The organism is Alteraurantiacibacter buctensis (genome assembly GCF_009827655.1).
Lineage (GTDB): Bacteria > Pseudomonadota > Alphaproteobacteria > Sphingomonadales > Sphingomonadaceae > Alteraurantiacibacter > Alteraurantiacibacter buctensis.
The window spans coordinates 935,797-952,193 of sequence record NZ_WTYV01000001.1; the positions used below are offsets into that span (position 1 = coordinate 935,797).

A 16,397-nucleotide genomic window follows, 5' to 3' on the forward strand; every position below is an offset into this window, starting at 1 on the left:
ATCGGGCACCCCGCTTCACCCTGTGCCAATGGCAGGCGGCCTGCGCTGTTCCCCGCAATGCGACGAGCCGTGGAGGCGCACGGCAGGGCGCGCGGCCCGCGCGACAGGACGCGGAATTGACGCGAAGGCCCCGCTTGCCTAGCGGGCGCACCATGTCTGCCAACAAGCCCGGTGATCCGACCACCCTCAACCGTCTCTACGGCCGCGCCCAGGGCAAGCCGCTGCGCGTCGGCCAGCAAGGCCTGGTGGACAACTTCCTGCCCAGCATCGCCGTGCCGGCGGAAGGGCCGGTAACGGCCCAGGTGCTGTTCGGCGACGATCGCCCGCTGCATTTCGAGATCGGTTTCGGCGGGGGCGAGCACATGGCCTATCGCGCCGACCTGCTGCCCGACCACGGCTTCATCGGTGCCGAACCCTTCGTCAACGGCGTGGCCCAGGCACTGACCCACGTTCGCGACGGGGCATTGGGCAATGTCCGCATCCACCACGGTGATGCGCTGCAGGTGCTGTCCCGGGTGCCCGACGGGGCGCTGACGATGCTCTACCTGCTGCACCCCGATCCCTGGCCCAAGGCCCGCCATGCCAAGCGGCGGATGATGAACGACGGGCCGGTGGAACTGTTCGCCCGCAAGCTGAAGCCGGGCGGCGAGTTCCGCTTCGGCACCGACCACGCGGTGTACCTGCGCCATGCCCTGAGCGTGATGCGCCGCTTTACCGATGTGTTCGAATGGCAGGTAACGGGGCCGAAAAGCTGGCAGGTGCGCCCCTCTGGCTGGCCCGAGACCCGCTATGAACACAAGGCCCGCACGGTCTATGGGCACGAGGTCTGGTACTTCCGCTATCGCCGGACCTGACAGACACTGGCGGCCAGGCTTAGGGCTGGCGCACAAAATCTATCTGGCGCACTCCGCGTTATTCTCTAGCATTTGACTTGAGTTTGGCCGCAGGGAGATTCGGCGCGATGGATTTTGCGAGTTTCAACCTGCAGGAACTGCTGCCCTACATCGCCGTGGGCTTTGCCGCGCAGCTGGTGGACGGGGCGCTGGGCATGGCCTTTGGCGTGATCTCGAACTCGCTGATGGTGGGCGTGCTGGGCGTGGCCCCGGCGTTGGCCAGCCAGCGGGTGCACGTGGTGGAATGCTTCACCACGGCCACCAGCGGCATCAGCCACCTGCTGCACGGCAATATCGACAAGAAGCTGTTCTTCCGACTCCTGCTGCCCGGGATCGCAGGAGGCGTGCTGGGGGCCTATGTGCTGACCAGCGTAGACGCCTCGATCGTCCGGCCGGCAGTGCTGGCCTACCTGTGCGGCATCGGCATCTACCTGCTGTGGCGCGGCCTCACCTTCCCCCCGCCCACCCGCTCGCCAAAATTCGTCGCCCCGCTGGGCCTGGTCGGCGGGTTCCTTGACGCGGCCGGCGGCGGCGGCTGGGGACCGGTGGTGACCAGCAACCTGCTGGTGCAGGGGGCCGAGCCGCGCAAGGTGGTGGGCACGGTCAGCGCGGTGGAATTCTTCCTGACCATCACGATCTCGGCCGCCTTCGTCTATCACCTGGGCTTTGCCGACCTGGCGGGGGCCACGCTGGGCTTCCTGATCGGCGGCGTGGCCGCCGCGCCGCTGGGGGCCTATGCCGCCAAGCACTTCTCCACCAAGGTCATGCTGGTCTTCGTGGGCGTGGTACTTACCCTGACGAGCGCTTTCGGGGTCTATAGCGCCCTGGCAGGTTGAGCGGGAAGGACCGGCTCAGATTTCCATCCGCAATTCGCCAAGGAAGCGGCGGGAATGGGTGTAGCGCAGCGCCCCGTTGGGCGAGACCGACCAGCTATAGTCGTTGAACAGGTTGGCCATCTGCGCCCGCACCAGCGCCCGCACGCCTGCCAGCGTGAAGCGATAGCGTAAGCCGGCATCCAGCGTCAGCCGCTGCGGCACCAGCAGCGTGTTGCGGGCATTGGCCACGCGGGCCGAGGCGCTGTCCAGCGCCAGGTCGAGCGACAGCGGGCTGCGGCCGCCATCCAGCCGCCAGTCGAGGTTGATCGTGCTCTGCCGTCGCACGTTGCCCACCGGGCGCGGGCCGATGACGCCCGCTTCCACCAGTTCGCCCGACACCTGCGAATCGTACAGCACCGTGCCCAGCACCAGCGAGACGCCGGGGGCCACGGTGCCCGCCAGCGAGAACTCCGCACCCCGGTTGGTCGATGCGCCCAGCTGGCGGTACACGTTGGCCGCATCGCTGTTGAAATAGGGCTTGGAGATGGTGAACACCCCCGCCACCAGCGACAGGCCGGGGCTGACGACATAGCGCAGGCCCAGATCGGCCTGCCGGGTGGTGATCGCCGGGGGCAGCTCGCCCCGGTTGACCGCAGTGGCAGGGGCCGGGGCCACTTCCTCGAACCCGCGGATATAGCCACCATAGACGGTAAACCCGGGGGCCAGGGTGGCGTTGCCGGTGATGCTGCCGGTAACCGGCGTGTCGCGGCTGGCGGCGGGGGCAAGGCCGGCGAAGGTCACCGTCTTGCGGTAACTGGCCACGGACAGTCCGGCATCGATCGCAAAGCGGCCCGCGCTGGTCAGCGAATAGCCCACGCCGAGCGTAGCCTGGCGGGTGTGATCGCGGTCATCCGGCCCTTGCGCGAAGACCGGGGCGGGGAACTGGTCATTCACCAGCACGCTGCTTTCGCCCAGCACGATCCGCTGCGCCCCGCCGAACACCCGGTTGCCTTCGCGCCCGCGCAGGCTGAACACCAGCCGGTGAGCCAGCCGTGCGGTGCCGAAAGTGCGCGACAGGCGCGCTTCGCCCGACAGCATCCGGTCGGCGTTATCGAAATCGGCCACCACCACCCGGTTGGGCGTGGTGCCATCGGGCCGCAGCGCCAGCGCCAGATCGGTATAGCCGCGCGGCACATCGCGGCTGGCATGGAAAAGCCCGACATCCAGTTGGAAGCCAGCCAGCGGGGTGGAGACGAGGGCCCCGGCCAGCTGCTGGCTTTCCTCGCGGATGGTCCAGTCCTGCCCGATCTCGGCCCGCCGCTTGATCTGCGGCGGCAGGAAATCCCCTGCGGGAAACAGGAACGGCGCGGCCTCGTCGTCATAGGTGCGGGTATAGGCGTAGAAGGCGGTCACCTTGCCCCGGTCCCACGGACGCAGGTTGAACCCGGCGGAGAGGATGTGGTTCTTGAATTCGCCCCCTTCGTGCCGGTTCTGCCGCCGGATGGTGCCCCCGGCATAGACGGTCAGATCCTCGGACAGCGGCTGGCGCAGGTCCACGCTGCCCACGAAAGAGCCGAACTGGGCGTGCTCCAGCGTCAGGATGGCCTGCGGATCGGTGCCGCTGGCGGCCAGCTGGTAATCGATGATGCCGGTGGGCGCGGGGAACGGATAGCCCTGCGCCGTCAACCCCACACGCACCCGGCTGCCCTGGACAACGCGGTTGGGCGGCGAGCCGACGGGCGAGAAATAGAGCCCCTCAATCCGCGTGTTGCCCGCATCCACTGGCGAAAAACCGCGTACCTCGAAGCTGGAATAGAGGCCGATCCGCTCGTTCCCGACCGACTGTCCAAAGGCATCATCGGCCGAGGCGACGGCGTTGTCGTCCACGCTTTGCGCCTGCGCGGGACGCGCAAGTCCAGCGGCCATGGCGGCGCCAAGCGCCGTCAGCGTTGCAATTGCGCGGAGATCCATCGCGGGCAGGCTAACCCAGGTTGGGGCGGTCGCAAACGGGCCAAATTGTCGCCAATTGTCCGCTTGCGCGGGCTTTGACAGGCGCACCGCCCGGGCGCATGGCCGGACCATGCACCTGGCAAGCTTTGATATTGACCTGTTCCTGCGCGATTACTGGCAGCGCCAGCCGTTGCTGATCCGCAATCCGTGGGCTGATTGGCACAACCCTCTGGAGCCCGACGAACTGGCAGGCCTGGCCTGCGAGGAGGGCATCGAAGCGCGCCTGATCGTGCACGGCGAACAGGGCCTGGCGCTGGAAAACGGGCCCCTGCCCGAAGCGCGGTTCAGCAGCCTGGCGGGGCAGGTCTATACCCTGCTGGTGCAGGCGGTGGACCACCACGTGCCCGATGTTGCCGCGCTGATCGACCCTTTCCGCTTCATGCCGGACTGGCGGATCGATGACGTGATGGTCAGCTATGCCGTCACCGGCGGCGGGGTGGGGCCGCATTTCGACCAGTACGACGTGTTCCTGGTGCAGGGCCTGGGCCATCGGCGCTGGCGGGTGGGGCCCGTGTGTGACGATACCACGCCCCTGCAACCCCATGCCGATCTGCGGCTGCTGGAGGATTTCCCCACCGTGGCCGAGTGGGACCTGGGGCCGGGCGACATTCTCTATGTGCCCCCAGGCGTGGCGCATGACGGGGTGGCGCTGAGCGACGATTGCATGACCTATTCGGTGGGCTTTCGCGCCCCGTCCGTGGCCGAGCTGGTGGATGGCTGGGCCGACCATTGCGCGGCCGCGCTGCCCGAGGATCGCCGCTATGCCGATCCGGGCATGGGGCGGCAGGGCCATCCGGCCGAGATTACCGCCCCCGCTCTTGATCGATTGCACTCGCTGGTGCTGGCGGCGCTTTCTGACCGGGCGGAGTTTGCCCGCTGGTTTGCCGGCCACGCCAGCCAGCCGAAGTATCCCGAGATCGACTGGCGGCCGGAAGAAGCGATCAGCCTGGAGGATGTGCGGGACCTGCTGGCCGAAGGTGCCGCGCTGGAACGCAACCCCGCCAGCCGCTTTGCCTTCGTGCGGCAGGAAGCAGGCCAGGTGCTGCTGGCGGTGAACGGCGAGACCTATCCTTGCGCCGGGCCAACGGCCGAGCTGGCGGTGCAGCTGTGCGACGGGCCTGCCTGCTCGCCGGCGGCAGATCAGCCGGTGGAGGGCCTTGCCCTCATCGCCGCCCTCGTCAACGCTGGCGCGCTGGCTTTCGTCTAGATGCTGCTGGCGCTGAACAAGCCCTATGGCGTGCTGTGCCAGTTCAGCCCGGAGGCGGGTGCACCTTTGCGGCCAACGCTGGCGGCCTATGTGGACGTGCCGGGTGTCTATCCCGCAGGCCGGCTGGACCTCGACAGTGAGGGGCTGCTGCTGCTGACCGACGACGGGCGTCTGCAGGCACGCATTGCCGATCCGCGCTTCAAGCTGGCTAAGACCTACCTCGTGCAGGTGGAAGGCGAGCCGGGCGATGAGGCGCTAGCCACTCTGCGGCGCGGCACGCAGCTGAAGGACGGGATGACCCTGCCCGCCGAAGTGGAGCGGATCGATCCGCCCGCGCTGTGGCCACGCGATCCGCCGGTGCGCTTTCGCAAGACAGTGGCCGACAGCTGGCTGCGGCTAACGATCCGCGAAGGGAAGAACCGCCAGGTGCGGCGGATGACCGCTTCGGTCGGCCACCCCACCCTGCGGCTGGTGCGCTGGGCGGTGGGGGACTGGACGCTGGACGGGCTGGCGCCGGGGGCGTGGCGGCAGATCGGCTGAGGCGCAGCGATAACCGCTGTCCTACAGCGCGGCGGTCATGCCAGCACCCTGGCCGCTCTTTCTCGCCGTCGATTCCCGCGCGCCGCCAGCCGCCCTAACCGCGCCGCCCTTTGGCGGCCTGTTCAGGCCGGCCCGGTATGTACTTCATCAACTAAACCCCCCGGTTCAGCCCACCACACCGGCCGCCGCCAGCACGGCCAGCGTCAGCACATCGGGCGCGATGGCCGTCATCGGGGCAATCTGCACCGGCTTGTCCATGCCGATCAGCATCGGACCAATCGTGGCATTGCCGCCCAGTTCGCGCAGCAGCTTGGCCGACAGGTTGGCCGATTGCAGCCCCGGCATCACCAGCACGTTGGCCGGGCCGGACAGGCGGCTGAACGGGTAGAGCTTCATCACCTGCGGATTGAGTGCGGCATCGGGGGCCATCTCGCCCTCGTACTCGAAGTCCGGCTTCTCGGCATCGAGGATGGCCACCGCATCGCGGATGTTCTCCAGCCACTTGCCCGGCGGGTTGCCGAAGGTGGAATAGCTGAGGAAGGCCACCCGCGGCTCATGCCCCAGGCGGCGCGCCACGGCGGCCGTTTCGCAGGCGATCTCGGCCAGTTCAGCGGCGCTGGGCCGCTCGTTGATCGTGGTATCGGCCAGGAAAGTGGTCTGCGTCTTGCCGATCATCATGTGTACGCCGAAGGCCAGGCTGCCCGGCTTGGGGCCGATCACCCGGCTGACCTCGCGCATCGACTGGGCGAAGGGGCGCGTCAGGCCGGTGATCATGGCATCGCCATGGCCCAGTTCCAGCAGCAGGCTGGAGAAGACGTTGCGATCCTGGTTGACCATGCGGCGCACGTCCCGCTCGGTGTGGCCGCGGCGCTGCATCTTGGCATAGAGCCGCTCGACCATCTGCGGCACAAGGTCGCTTTCGACCGAGTTCTGCACCTCGAAACTGGCCGGATCCACGCCCAGTTCGGCCAGCTTGGCCAGCACCCGATCGGTCCGGCCCACCAGCACGGGGGTGCCATAGCCGAAATCGCGATACTGGATGGCGGCGCGCAGCACCACTTCCTCCTCCGCTTCGGCAAAGATCATCCGCTTGGGGTTGTTCTTGGCCTCGGCATAGACCGTGGTGAGCACCGAGGTGGTCGGGTTCATCCGGCTCTTGAGCTGGTGGCGGTAGGCGTCGAAATCGGCGATCGGCTGCTGCGCCACGCCGCTGTCCATCGCCGCCTTGGCGACAGCCGCGGAGACCGTCTCCATCAGCCGCGGATCGAACGGGGCCGGGATGATGTAGTCACGCCCGAACTGGTGGTTGCGGCCATAGGCGGCGGCCACTTCCTCAGGCACCGGCTGGCGGGCGAGGTCGGCAATCGCCTGCGCGGCGGCGATCTTCATTTCCTCGTTGATCGCGGTCGCCCGCACGTCCAGCGCGCCGCGGAAGATGAAGGGGAAGCCCAGCACGTTGTTGACCTGGTTGGGATAGTCGCTGCGCCCCGTGGCCACGATGGCATCGGGCCGCACCGCCTTGGCCGCTGCCGGAGTGATTTCCGGATCGGGGTTGGCCATGGCGAAGATGATCGGCTGGTCGGCCATCTTCAGCACCCATTCGGGCTTCAGCGCATCCTTGGCCGACAGGCCCAGGAAGATGTCCGCCCCAACCAGCGCCTCTTCCAGCGTGCGCCGGTCGGTATCGACGGCATGGGCGCTCTTCCACTGGTCCACGTTGTCGCGGCCCGGGAAGATCACGCCGGACCGGTCGCACATCAGCACGTTCTCGTGCCGCACGCCCATCGCCTTGATCAGCGCGGTGCAGGCGATGGCCGCCGCCCCGGCGCCGTTGACCACCACCTTCACATCCTCCAGCCGACGGCCAGTGATGTGGCAGGCGTTGAGCAGGCCGGCGGCGGAGATGATCGCGGTGCCGTGCTGGTCATCGTGCATCACCGGGATCTTCAGCCGTTCGCGCAGGGCCTGCTCGATGATGAAGCATTCGGGCGCCTTGATGTCTTCCAGGTTGATGCCGCCGAAGCTGGGTTCCATCAGGGCCACGGCATTGATGAAGGCTTCGGGATCCTCGGTATCCAGTTCCAGGTCGATCGAATCGACGTCGGCAAAGCGCTTGAACAGCACGGCCTTGCCTTCCATCACCGGCTTGGAAGCCAGCGCGCCAAGGTTGCCCAGGCCCAGGATCGCGGTGCCGTTGGAGATCACCGCCACCAGATTGCCCTTGGCGGTATAGCGGAAGGCATCGGCGGGGTTCTCGGCAATCGCCTGCACCGGCACGGCCACGCCGGGGGAATAGGCGAGCGAGAGGTCGCGCTGGGTCGCCATCGGCTTGCTGGCCACGATCTCGATCTTACCGGGACGGATGGTCTCGTGATAGAACAGCGCTTCGCGCGCGGTGAAATCGGTGGTCTTCTCGGCCAAGGTGATCCCCTCCTGCAGGTCAGCCAGTGCCATAATGGCTAAGGCCTGCGCGCGATAGGGGAAAGAGCCGAAGGGTCCCTTCCCGAATCACCGATAGCACCGTTACCTCGCGCCCATGTCCGGTCCCGCCACTCCGATGATGCAGCAGTACCACGCGCTGAAGCGCGAGGCGGCCGACTGCCTGCTGTTCTATCGCATGGGCGATTTCTTCGAACTGTTCTTCGACGATGCGAAACAGGCCGCGCAGATCCTCGACATTGCCCTGACCAGCCGGGGCGACGGGGTGCCGATGTGCGGGGTGCCGGTGCATTCGGCTGAAGGCTACCTCGCCCGCCTGATCCGCGCCGGCTGCCGGGTGGCGATTGCCGAGCAGGTGGAAACCCCGGACGAGGCGAAGCAAAGGGCCAGGCGCGAGGGCCTGCCCAGTTCCAAGGTGCTGGTGCGGCGCGAGATCATCCGCTTCGTTACCGCCGGGACCTTGACCGAAGAGGCCCTGCTGGAGCCGCGCCGGGCCAATGTGCTGGCCGCCGTGGTGGAACTGCGCGGGGCTTGCGGGCTTGCCGCCTGCGACGTTTCCACCGGGCGCATGGAGCTGGAGGAATGCGAGCCCGCACAGCTTGGCGCAGCGCTGGCCCGGCTGGGGCCAAGCGAACTGGTCTGCCCGGAAGACTGGGCCGATGCGCCGCTGGACGCAATTCCCCGCCCGCGCAGCGATTTTGGCAGCGATGCGGGCGAGGCGCGGCTGAAGGCGGTGCATGGCGTCGCCACGCTGGATGCCTGGGGCCAGTTCAGCCGCGCCATGCTGGCCGCAGCAGGCGGGTTGATCGCTTACCTTGACCACGCGGGGCGCGGCAAACTGCCGCTGCTGCTGCCGCCGGTGGCGCGGAGCAATGCCGGCATCCTCGCGATGGATGAGGCGACCCGGGCCAGCCTGGAGATCACCCAGGCCCAGAACGGCGGGCGCGCCGGTTCGCTGCTGGCCGAAGTGGATCGCTGCGTGACCGGGGCCGGAGCGCGGCTGCTGGCGGAAGACCTGTCCGCCCCCTTGACCGACCTGGTCGAGATCACCCGGCGGCTGGACCTGGTGGCCGAAGTGCACCGCGATCCGCTGCTGCGGGCCGACATGCGCGCCCTGCTGCGTGCCATCCCTGACCTGTCGCGCGCACTGGGTCGGATCGTTGCGGGGCGTGGCAGCCCGCGTGACCTGGGCCAGGTGCGCGATGGCCTGGCCGAAGCCCGCCGCCTGCACGACCTGCTGGCTGCCCGTCGGGACCGCCCCGCCCTGCTGGAAGCGCTGCTGCCGCACCTGACCGGCCACGGGGCGCTAACCGACCTGCTGGATCGTGCGCTCGTCCCTGCCCCGCCCACCGAGCGTAGCCAGGGCGGTTTCATCGCCGAGGGCTATGATGCTGCGCTGGACGAGCTGCGAGCCCTGTCCGGCAATGCACGACGGGCAATTGCTGCGCTGGAGGCGCGCTACAAGGCGGACACCGGCATTGCCGCGCTGAAGATCCGCCACAACGGCGTGCTGGGCTATTTCATCGAAGTGCCCGCCGCGCGCGCCGATGCCCTTATGGCGCCGGACAGCGGCTTTAGCCACCGCCAGACTATGGCCGGCGCAGTGCGTTTCAACTCGCTCCACCTGCACGAGGAAGCGGCGCGGATTGCTGAGGCGGGCGGTCACGCGCTGGCGGCGGAAGAGGCGCATTTCGAGGATCTGACCCGTGCCGTGATCGACCGGCGAGAGGCGATCGCCCACACCGCCGCCGCTCTCGCCCGGCTGGACGTGGCCGCCAGCCAGGCCGAGCGGGCGGCCGAGGGGGGCTGGTCCCGGCCAGAAATGTCCGACGATACCGCGCTGGCCATCACCGGCGGACGGCACCCGGTGGTTGAGGCAGCGCTGGCGAAGGCAGGCGAGCGGTTCGTGGCCAACGACTGCACGCTGTTTCCGCAGGACCGGCTGTGGCTGGTCGGCGGCCCCAACATGGGCGGCAAGAGCACCTTCCTGCGGCAGAATGCCCTTATCGTGCTGCTGGCGCAGGCCGGCGGCTTCGTACCGGCGCAAGCCGCGCGCATCGGCCTGGTTGACCGGCTGTTCAGCCGCGTGGGTGCGGCTGACAATCTGGCGCGGGGCCGCTCCACCTTCATGGTCGAGATGGTCGAGACGGCCGCCATCCTGGCCCAGGCGGGCGAGCGCAGCTTCGTGATCCTGGACGAGGTGGGCCGCGGCACCAGCACCTATGACGGGCTGGCACTGGCCTGGGCCGTGGCCGAGGCGATCCACGAAGTGAACCGCAGCCGCTGCCTGTTTGCCACCCACTATCATGAAATGGCGCGGCTGGCCGAAACCTGCCCTGCCCTGTCGCTGCACCACGTCCGCGCCCGGGAATGGAAGGGTGAACTGGTGCTGCTGCACGAACTGGCAGAAGGAGCGGCGGACCGGTCCTATGGCCTGGCGGTTGCCCGGCTGGCGGGCGTGCCGCCACCGGTGGTGGCCCGCGCCAAGGCCGTGCTCGACAAGCTGGAGAAAGGCCGCGCCGAAACCGGCGGCCTGGCGGCGGGCCTGGGTGACCTGCCGCTATTCGCGGCCGCCGCGCAGGCGGCGGAAGAACAGTGCGACGTGCTGCGCGACGAATTGCGGGGTCTGGACGTTGATGCCCTTACCCCGCGCGAGGCGCTCGACCTGCTCTACCGGCTCAAGCGCGAGGCCGAAGCCTAGCTGTCATCTTCTTCGTGATCGTCCTCGTCGTCGGCATGGCCCTTGCCGTACATGCTGGCGTTGTCATCGTGGTTGGGTTCGCCTTCGAAGGCGCCCATGTCGATCCGGCCTGATGCTTCCATGTCGCGCATGTGATCGACCAGGTCCTGCGTGGAATCCCCATCGCTGGACGATGCCTTGCGCGTGCTTTCCAGCGGCGAACGCGAGTGCGCAGCGCCATGCAGCGCCTCGTCGGCCACGCTGTGGGCCTGGGCCGGCTCGTCATGCTGTTCGACGCCCGATCCTTCGGGGCCGAGTTCGCCGTAATGGTCTGAAATCATGGCATGCTCTCCTTTTGACGGGAGAACAGGGCTGGGCCGCTTTCGTTCCTTAGCGGTTGATCATCAGGATAACGAAGACCACGACAATCGCCAGCGCCTGGTACTTCACACGGGCGAACATGGCCTTGTTCTGCTTGGCGTGCATCTGCGCCACGTATTCGGCGTTGTCCTGGTTCTCCAGATCCAGCTTGGTGGTCTGCAGGAAGGCGACAATGCCGCGCACGAGCGAGACCACCACCAGGATGACCAGCACGGCGAGGACGAGAGCGAGGATCCAGTTCATGGGGCCTGATGTAGGCCTTGCGACATGTGAATACCACCCGGCATTTGGCCGGTGCGCAAGGCCTGTGCCAGCGCCAGCCCATCCTCTCCCGCCAGCCGCCGGTCAGCCAGCGAAGGCGAGCCGCGCCGCTTGGCCAGCTTCTGCCCGCTCTCGTCCAGCAGCAGCGCATGGTGGTGCCAGCGCGGCACCGGCAGGCCCAGCAGCGCCTGCAGCAGGCGGTGGACATGGGTGGCGGCAAACAGGTCGGTGCCGCGGGTGACCAGGGTGACGCCGTCCGCGGCATCGTCCAGCGTCACCGCCAGGTGATACGAGGCGGGTGTTTCAGGGTCTTTCCGCACCAGCACAACATCGCCGAGTAGGTCGGGCCGGGCCTGCTGCTCGCCCGCCAGTTCGTCCACCCAGGTGAGGGGTCCGGTCAGTGCCGTGGCGCGATCCACATCCAGCCGCCAGGCCATCCGCTCGCCGGGCGCAGGCGGGTGGGCCTTGCAGATGCCGGGATAGACGGCCTTCCCCGCAAGCTCGGCCCGCGTGCAGGCGCAAGGGTAGAGCAGGCCCATCTGCCGCAACCGCCCTGCCGCTGCGGCATAGCTGGCAAGCCGCGTACTCTGGGCCGGCACCTCTTCCCACGTCAGGCCCAGCCAGCCGAGATCGGCGCGAAACTCCTCCGCCAGCGCGGGGCGCGAGCGCTGGCCGTCGATATCCTCGATCCGCAGCAGGAGCCGCCCTCCCCGCTCGCCATGCTGACCCAGCGCGAGGTCGTGCGCCACGATTGCCGACCAGGCATGGCCCAGGTGCAGCGATCCGTTGGGGCTGGGGGCAAAGCGGGTCACGGCCATCGGCCACAGATAGCTGTGGATTTGCACTTTGTAACAGGGTTGACGCGAAGCCCATGCAAATGCTCCACCTTGGGCGAAGCCAGGGAGGACACCGCACACGTGTTCAAGGCAGATCTGAACGACCGCGCCCATACGTTCCGCAGCGCGCTGGACGATCCCGCGCGGCACCTGGAAAGCTGCCCGGCGTTGGTGCTGAACGCCGATTATACCCCGCTCAGCTACTACCCGCTCAGCCTGTGGCCGTGGCAGACGGCGATCAAGGCGGTGTTCCTGGAGCGGGTGGATATCGTCGCCAGCTATGAACGGGCGGTGCATTCCCCGTCGCTGGACATGAAGATCCCCAGCGTGATCGCGCTGCGCCAGTATGTGAAGCCGAGCGAGTTCCCCGCCTTCACCCGCTTCAACCTGTTCCTGCGCGACCGCTTCGCCTGCCAGTATTGCGGCAGCGGCCAGCACCTGACCTTCGACCACGTGGTGCCGCGGCGGATGGGCGGGCGGACAAGCTGGGAGAACATCGCCACCGCCTGCGCGCCCTGCAACATGAAGAAGGGCGGCCGCACCCCGAAGGAAGCGGGGATGCAATTGCACGTCCGGCCGATCCGCCCGACAAGCTGGCAGTTGCAGCAGCACGGCAAGAGCTTCCCGCCCGGCTACCTGCACGAAACCTGGCGCGACTGGCTCTACTGGGACATCGAGCTCGAAGAGTAGGCTAGCCCTCGATCACCTGCTGCGCCGGGTGATGCTTGTCGAGGTGGCGCTTGATGATCTTGAGGTTGCGGGTGTTCGACCGGTAAAGGAAATCGAACAGGTCGCCTGCCACCGGCACCGCGCCCACCGCACTGTCGATGGCCACGTTGCCCAGCATCCGCCACAGCTTCCACTTCGGCATCCCCAGGTTCCGGCCTTCCCACACGACGTAGAGCCCCATGGCCGCCGTCAGCAGGTCACCCGCCACCGGCACCAGGCCGGCAATGGCGTCCAGGCCGACCGGGCGGTTGATCACCGGAATGGTCAGCGAGCGTTCCAGCAGCATCTCCAGCGCCTCGATCCGCTTACGGACGGAAGCGGCATCGCTGCCCAGGGGCAGATCCATGCCCAGCGCGCGAGGTCGCTGCGCGGCAGGACCGCCGGACACGGGAGGGGGCGAATTTACCACGGGCATTCACTCCACAAGCGCGGCCATGGCGGCCACGTGTCTTATCTGGGTATGACAGCCATGTCCGGCAAGGGGTGGAAGGCCCACAGGTTGGGGGCAAACCCGTCCACCTCGCCGCGCACCAGCGACCAACGCAGCGGCGGGCCGAAGGGGATATAGACATTGGCCCGCGTCAGCGCCGCCTCGGCCTCGCCCATAAGCCGGGCGCGCAAGGCGCTGTCCCGCTCGTCCAGCGCGCGGCTGGCCAGCCGGTCCGCCTCCAGCGAGCACAGGCCATCGTCGAGGATGCAGTTGAACTGGTTGAGGAACCAGCGGGGCGAAGCATAGCGTGCCACCCGGTCCACCAGCACCATGTCTGCCCCTTCGCTGCTGCGCGCCTGCACCAGGGTGATGCCCACGGTAGCGAACTGGCGGGCCAGCTCGCGCAGCAGCAATTGCTCGCCGGGGGCATCGCCGATTGCCAGGGTCAGCCGCTTGTCCTGGCCGGTGAGGCCCGCCAGCCGCCCGGCGGCCACGCGGCGCAGGTCTTCCACGCTGCTCCCCTGCCAGCGCTCGGCCACCATGCCGGGATCGGCCGGCAGGTCTGGCGCCACCACCCGCGTGCTGGGCACCCAGCCGCCGACGTTGAAGGCGCTCGCCAGCGCCGGACGGTCGATCGCCATGGCCAGTGCCTCGCGCAGTTCGGGCGTGGCCAGGGCCCCGCGCTCGCGCCGGGCGCGCAGGCCGAACAGGCCGATGGCAGGATCGAGCCGCACCGTGCCGCGCGACAGAGGCCCAAGGTCAGCCAGCGGCAGGCTGCCAAGCCGCCCGCCCAGCACCACCTCCACGTCACCATCGTCGAACCGCTCGATCGCCTGCGCGGGCTCCAGCCCGGTGACGCGGACCTCGCGCACATAGTCGCGCCAGTCCTCGGAATCGGGCAGGCCGCGCTCGGCCGGGGGGCGCATGGTCAGCAGGATGTTCTCGCCATCGCGCTCCAGCACCATCGGCCCGGTCTCGCCCTCGCCGTGGACCAGGCCCAGTTCGGGCTGGCCCAGCACCTGCAGCAGGTCCGGCATGGGGCTGGCCAGGCGCACTTCGACCACGCGGCCCGCCATGGCCCGCACCTCGTCGACCGGCACCAGGTCCAGCCCCAGCGAGGTGCCGCGCAAGGACCGGATGGCGCGTTGCAGGGCATCGCGGACGCTGGGGGCGGTCAGTTCCTCGCCATTGGGCCAGGTGCCATCGCGCAGGCGGAAAACGAAGATGCTGCCGTTCTCGATCACGTTCCAGCGATCGGCCAGGGCTGGCACCACTTCGCCCTGGGCGTTGATCGCCACCAGCCCGGCGCGGGTGGCGGCGCGCACGTGCTGGGCGCCGGGCGACAGGCGCACCCCGCTGTCGGTCAGCACGGCTTCGTCCTCCATGAAAACCACGTCGAACGATCCGTCATCACCACCGCTGCACCCGGCCAGCGCCAGGACCATTCCCAGCGCCACACAGGAGCCGGCGAGGCGGCGAAACAGGGGGGGACAGGCGGCGGCGATCATCGGCCACGGGTGTAGGCCCCGCAGCCGCGCGCTTCAACCGCTGACGGGTGTTACAGCTTGCGCAGCTTCTCGGGCGCGGGAGCCTGCGCTGCCGGCGGGGGGCGGTGGGCGGCGCTGATCGGCGAAGGGGCAGCGGCGGCCACCGGGGCGCGGGCCAGCCTGGGATCGATCTCGTCTGCAAAGGCGATGCCGAAGCGCTCGTCCTGCTTCCAGGCCACGTTGCCGGCTACCCAGCCGATATTGCGCAATTCCACCTGCACCGGCATGCCGCGGGTAACCGGGGCCATCCCTTCGGCCATCATGCCGCCGGCCGACAGGTTGCGCACCTTCACGCGGAACAGCTCCTCGCCCCCGTTCACCCGCAATTGCGCGAGCAGGAACAGGCTGTCCCGGTTGACCTGGCGAGTCTCGACGTCCTTCATCTGGCGACGCATCTCTGGTTGGGCCCGGTGGCCGGCAAGGCCCGCGCGGGCGCGCTGAATGACGGCGCCCGTCCTGCGCGGGTAATGGATAACGAAAGGTAAACGCCGCCGATCCGTATCAGACCTGTACCGTTTCGGGTCAGTCGTCGCGCGAGATCTTTTCGCGCCGTTCATGGGCGGCCTGGGCCTCCACGGTCATGGTGGCGATGGGCCGGGCAATCAGCCGGTTGATGCCGATGGGGTCGCCGGTCACCTCGCACCAGCCGTAATCGCCCTCGTCGATGCGGCGCAGGGCGGAATCGATCTTGGCAATCAGCTTGCGCTGGCGGTCGCGCGTGCGCAGTTCGATGCCCCAGTCGGTTTCCGAGCTGGCGCGATCGTTCAGGTCAGGCTCGCGGATCGGGCCGTCCTGCAGGTTCTGCAGGGTGCCGACCGATGCTTCCAGGATCGACTTCTTCCACTCAAGCAGCATGACGCGGAAATAGTTGAGCTGGGCTTCGGACATGTACTCCTCATCCTCGGCCGGCGCATAGTCGTCAGGCAGCGCTCGCTTGGCTTTGGTAAGGATATCAATGTCATCCCGGGGGATAGACGCCATGAGGATACTCCGAAAACTCTCCCGTCCGACCTGCCCTGCGTCAACTGGCGCCTGCCCTTTGGGTCTGTCGGCGGCCATGACCAGTCCGGAGTTGTTGCGGGCCTATAGTGACCGCTAACAGGCCGCACAAGCGCCAAATCGACGGCAGGTAGACCTGTTTCCTCGGTGGGCGGATCTGGCCGGAAAAGGCCAATCGCCGCAGCGTTAACCATTTCTTGACCATGTTCGTCAAAACCTTGGCCCATCGAAGGCCGGGAAACAGGGGTTTGCGGCCACATAGAGGGGTAAACGGTCATGGAACTCGCCAAGATCGAAACGTTCGCCAAGCTCAACCCGGCCGACATGTCGGGCCCGGACCTGATGGTTGCCAACCTGCTAGCCAGCGCTGCGGAGGGTGACAAGGCCGCCTGCTTCGACCTGGGGGTGATCTTTTCCACCGGCAGCCACGGCGTGGCCGCCGACATGATCGAGGCCCACAAGTGGTTCAACCTCGCCGCGTCGCGCGGGCACGAGGAAGCGGCCTGGTGCCGCGCCGACGTGGCTGACGAGATGACCGCGCGCGAGATTGCCGAAGCGCAGCGGCGCGCCCGCGCCTGGCTGTCCGCCGGGGCCCGCCGCGCCGCATGATTCGGGGCTTTCCTACAGCGC

16 protein-coding genes are annotated in these 16,397 nt (G+C 68.1%); 7 read left to right on the plus strand and 9 right to left on the minus strand.

The features are described from left to right. Positions 1-152: 152 nt before the first annotated feature. Together trmB and GRI99_RS04435 are read left to right on the plus strand one after the other, a co-directional pair. Positions 153-854: a tRNA (guanine(46)-N(7))-methyltransferase TrmB gene (gene trmB, locus GRI99_RS04430; RefSeq protein ID WP_160770743.1), complete on the plus strand. Its 702-nt coding sequence runs from the start codon at positions 153-155 to the stop codon at positions 852-854. A gap of 107 nt (positions 855-961) precedes the next feature. After that, entirely contained in the window at positions 962-1,729 is a 768-nt protein-coding gene (locus GRI99_RS04435; protein WP_160770744.1) for a sulfite exporter TauE/SafE family protein, read from the plus strand. 15 nt (positions 1,730-1,744) lie between these two features. Here GRI99_RS04435 and GRI99_RS04440 read toward each other — a convergent pair whose 3' ends face one another. Beyond that, positions 1,745-3,679 (minus strand): TonB-dependent receptor domain-containing protein, encoded by a 1,935-nt coding sequence (locus tag GRI99_RS04440; protein ID WP_237438096.1) that lies wholly within the window; start codon positions 3,677-3,679, stop codon positions 1,745-1,747. Positions 3,680-3,788: 109 nt separating this feature from the next. On the opposite strand from GRI99_RS04440, the gene GRI99_RS04445 reads away from it, so the two are divergent. Both GRI99_RS04445 and GRI99_RS04450 read left to right on the plus strand, forming a co-directional pair. Then, positions 3,789-4,925 (plus strand): cupin domain-containing protein, encoded by a 1,137-nt coding sequence (locus tag GRI99_RS04445; protein ID WP_160770746.1) that lies wholly within the window; start codon positions 3,789-3,791, stop codon positions 4,923-4,925. Next, positions 4,926-5,465: a pseudouridine synthase gene (locus GRI99_RS04450; protein WP_160770747.1), complete on the plus strand. Its 540-nt coding sequence runs from the start codon at positions 4,926-4,928 to the stop codon at positions 5,463-5,465. A 165-nt stretch (positions 5,466-5,630) separates the two neighbouring features. On the opposite strand, the gene GRI99_RS04455 is transcribed toward GRI99_RS04450, so the two are convergent. Then, positions 5,631-7,919 (minus strand): NADP-dependent malic enzyme, encoded by a 2,289-nt coding sequence (locus tag GRI99_RS04455; protein WP_160770748.1) that lies wholly within the window; start codon positions 7,917-7,919, stop codon positions 5,631-5,633. A gap of 82 nt (positions 7,920-8,001) precedes the next feature. Between GRI99_RS04455 and mutS the strand changes: the two genes are divergently transcribed. After that, positions 8,002-10,605: a DNA mismatch repair protein MutS gene (gene mutS / locus GRI99_RS04460; RefSeq protein WP_237438097.1), complete on the plus strand. Its 2,604-nt coding sequence runs from the start codon at positions 8,002-8,004 to the stop codon at positions 10,603-10,605. Here the strand turns inward: mutS and GRI99_RS18445 are convergent. The 3 genes from GRI99_RS18445 to gluQRS are packed head-to-tail and all read right to left on the minus strand — an operon-like array spanning position 10,602 to position 12,044. Continuing rightward, entirely contained in the window at positions 10,602-10,925 is a 324-nt protein-coding gene (locus GRI99_RS18445) for a hypothetical protein (RefSeq protein WP_202392912.1), read from the minus strand. The two genes, mutS and GRI99_RS18445, sit on opposite strands and share 4 nt — an antisense overlap. A 49-nt stretch (positions 10,926-10,974) precedes the next feature. Beyond that, a complete protein-coding gene (locus tag GRI99_RS04465) occupies positions 10,975-11,208 on the minus strand; it encodes a hypothetical protein (RefSeq protein WP_160770749.1) in 234 nt (77 codons plus the stop codon). Further along, positions 11,205-12,044, minus strand: a complete 840-nt coding sequence (gene gluQRS, locus GRI99_RS04470) for a tRNA glutamyl-Q(34) synthetase GluQRS (protein WP_160770750.1) — start codon at positions 12,042-12,044, stop codon at positions 11,205-11,207. Before gluQRS ends, GRI99_RS04465 begins: the two co-directional genes overlap by 4 nt. A gap of 99 nt (positions 12,045-12,143) precedes the next feature. On the opposite strand from gluQRS, the gene GRI99_RS04475 reads away from it, so the two are divergent. Then, positions 12,144-12,752 (plus strand): HNH endonuclease, encoded by a 609-nt coding sequence (locus tag GRI99_RS04475; protein WP_160770751.1) that lies wholly within the window; start codon positions 12,144-12,146, stop codon positions 12,750-12,752. Between the two features lies 1 nt (position 12,753). On the opposite strand, the gene GRI99_RS04480 is transcribed toward GRI99_RS04475, so the two are convergent. The 4 genes from GRI99_RS04480 to dksA all read right to left on the minus strand — a co-directional run bounded on the left by GRI99_RS04480 (position 12,754) and on the right by dksA (position 15,749). Further along, the gene (locus GRI99_RS04480; RefSeq protein ID WP_237438098.1) at positions 12,754-13,137 is read right to left on the minus strand and encodes a DUF4112 domain-containing protein; all 384 of its coding nucleotides are present in this window, start codon (positions 13,135-13,137) and stop codon (positions 12,754-12,756) included. Between the two features lie 104 nt (positions 13,138-13,241). After that, entirely contained in the window at positions 13,242-14,729 is a 1,488-nt protein-coding gene (locus GRI99_RS04485) for an ABC transporter substrate-binding protein (protein WP_160770753.1), read from the minus strand. 50 nt (positions 14,730-14,779) lie between these two features. After that, positions 14,780-15,151: a PilZ domain-containing protein gene (locus tag GRI99_RS04490; RefSeq protein ID WP_160770754.1), complete on the minus strand. Its 372-nt coding sequence runs from the start codon at positions 15,149-15,151 to the stop codon at positions 14,780-14,782. Between the two features lie 139 nt (positions 15,152-15,290). Further along, positions 15,291-15,749 carry an RNA polymerase-binding protein DksA gene (dksA, locus tag GRI99_RS04495; RefSeq protein ID WP_160770755.1) on the minus strand — a complete coding sequence of 153 codons (459 nt, stop codon included), beginning with the start codon at positions 15,747-15,749 and terminating at the stop codon, positions 15,291-15,293. Between the two features lie 294 nt (positions 15,750-16,043). Between dksA and GRI99_RS04500 the strand changes: the two genes are divergently transcribed. After that, positions 16,044-16,376, plus strand: coding sequence for an SEL1-like repeat protein (locus tag GRI99_RS04500; protein WP_160770756.1), 333 nt, complete (start codon positions 16,044-16,046; stop codon positions 16,374-16,376). Positions 16,377-16,397 lie beyond the last annotated feature (21 nt).

Excerpts from the sequence above, each read along its gene's own strand:
- trmB (WP_160770743.1), top strand. The coding sequence starts at position 153 with ATGTCTGCCAACAAGCCCGGTGATCCGACCACCCTCAACCGTCTCTAC.
- GRI99_RS04435 (WP_160770744.1), top strand. The coding sequence starts at position 962 with ATGGATTTTGCGAGTTTCAACCTGCAGGAACTGCTGCCCTACATCGCC.
- GRI99_RS04440 (WP_237438096.1), bottom strand. The coding sequence starts at position 3,679 with ATGGATCTCCGCGCAATTGCAACGCTGACGGCGCTTGGCGCCGCCATG.
- GRI99_RS04445 (WP_160770746.1), top strand. The coding sequence starts at position 3,789 with ATGCACCTGGCAAGCTTTGATATTGACCTGTTCCTGCGCGATTACTGG.
- GRI99_RS04450 (WP_160770747.1), top strand. The coding sequence starts at position 4,926 with ATGCTGCTGGCGCTGAACAAGCCCTATGGCGTGCTGTGCCAGTTCAGC.
- GRI99_RS04455 (WP_160770748.1), bottom strand. The coding sequence starts at position 7,919 with ATGGCACTGGCTGACCTGCAGGAGGGGATCACCTTGGCCGAGAAGACC.
- mutS (WP_237438097.1), top strand. The coding sequence starts at position 8,002 with ATGTCCGGTCCCGCCACTCCGATGATGCAGCAGTACCACGCGCTGAAG.
- GRI99_RS18445 (WP_202392912.1), bottom strand. The coding sequence starts at position 10,925 with ATGATTTCAGACCATTACGGCGAACTCGGCCCCGAAGGATCGGGCGTC.
- GRI99_RS04465 (WP_160770749.1), bottom strand. The coding sequence starts at position 11,208 with ATGAACTGGATCCTCGCTCTCGTCCTCGCCGTGCTGGTCATCCTGGTG.
- gluQRS (WP_160770750.1), bottom strand. The coding sequence starts at position 12,044 with ATGGCCGTGACCCGCTTTGCCCCCAGCCCCAACGGATCGCTGCACCTG.
- GRI99_RS04480 (WP_237438098.1), bottom strand. The coding sequence starts at position 13,137 with ATGGATCTGCCCCTGGGCAGCGATGCCGCTTCCGTCCGTAAGCGGATC.
- GRI99_RS04485 (WP_160770753.1), bottom strand. The coding sequence starts at position 14,729 with ATGATCGCCGCCGCCTGTCCCCCCCTGTTTCGCCGCCTCGCCGGCTCC.
- GRI99_RS04490 (WP_160770754.1), bottom strand. The coding sequence starts at position 15,151 with ATGAAGGACGTCGAGACTCGCCAGGTCAACCGGGACAGCCTGTTCCTG.
- dksA (WP_160770755.1), bottom strand. The coding sequence starts at position 15,749 with ATGGCGTCTATCCCCCGGGATGACATTGATATCCTTACCAAAGCCAAG.
- GRI99_RS04500 (WP_160770756.1), top strand. The coding sequence starts at position 16,044 with ATGGAACTCGCCAAGATCGAAACGTTCGCCAAGCTCAACCCGGCCGAC.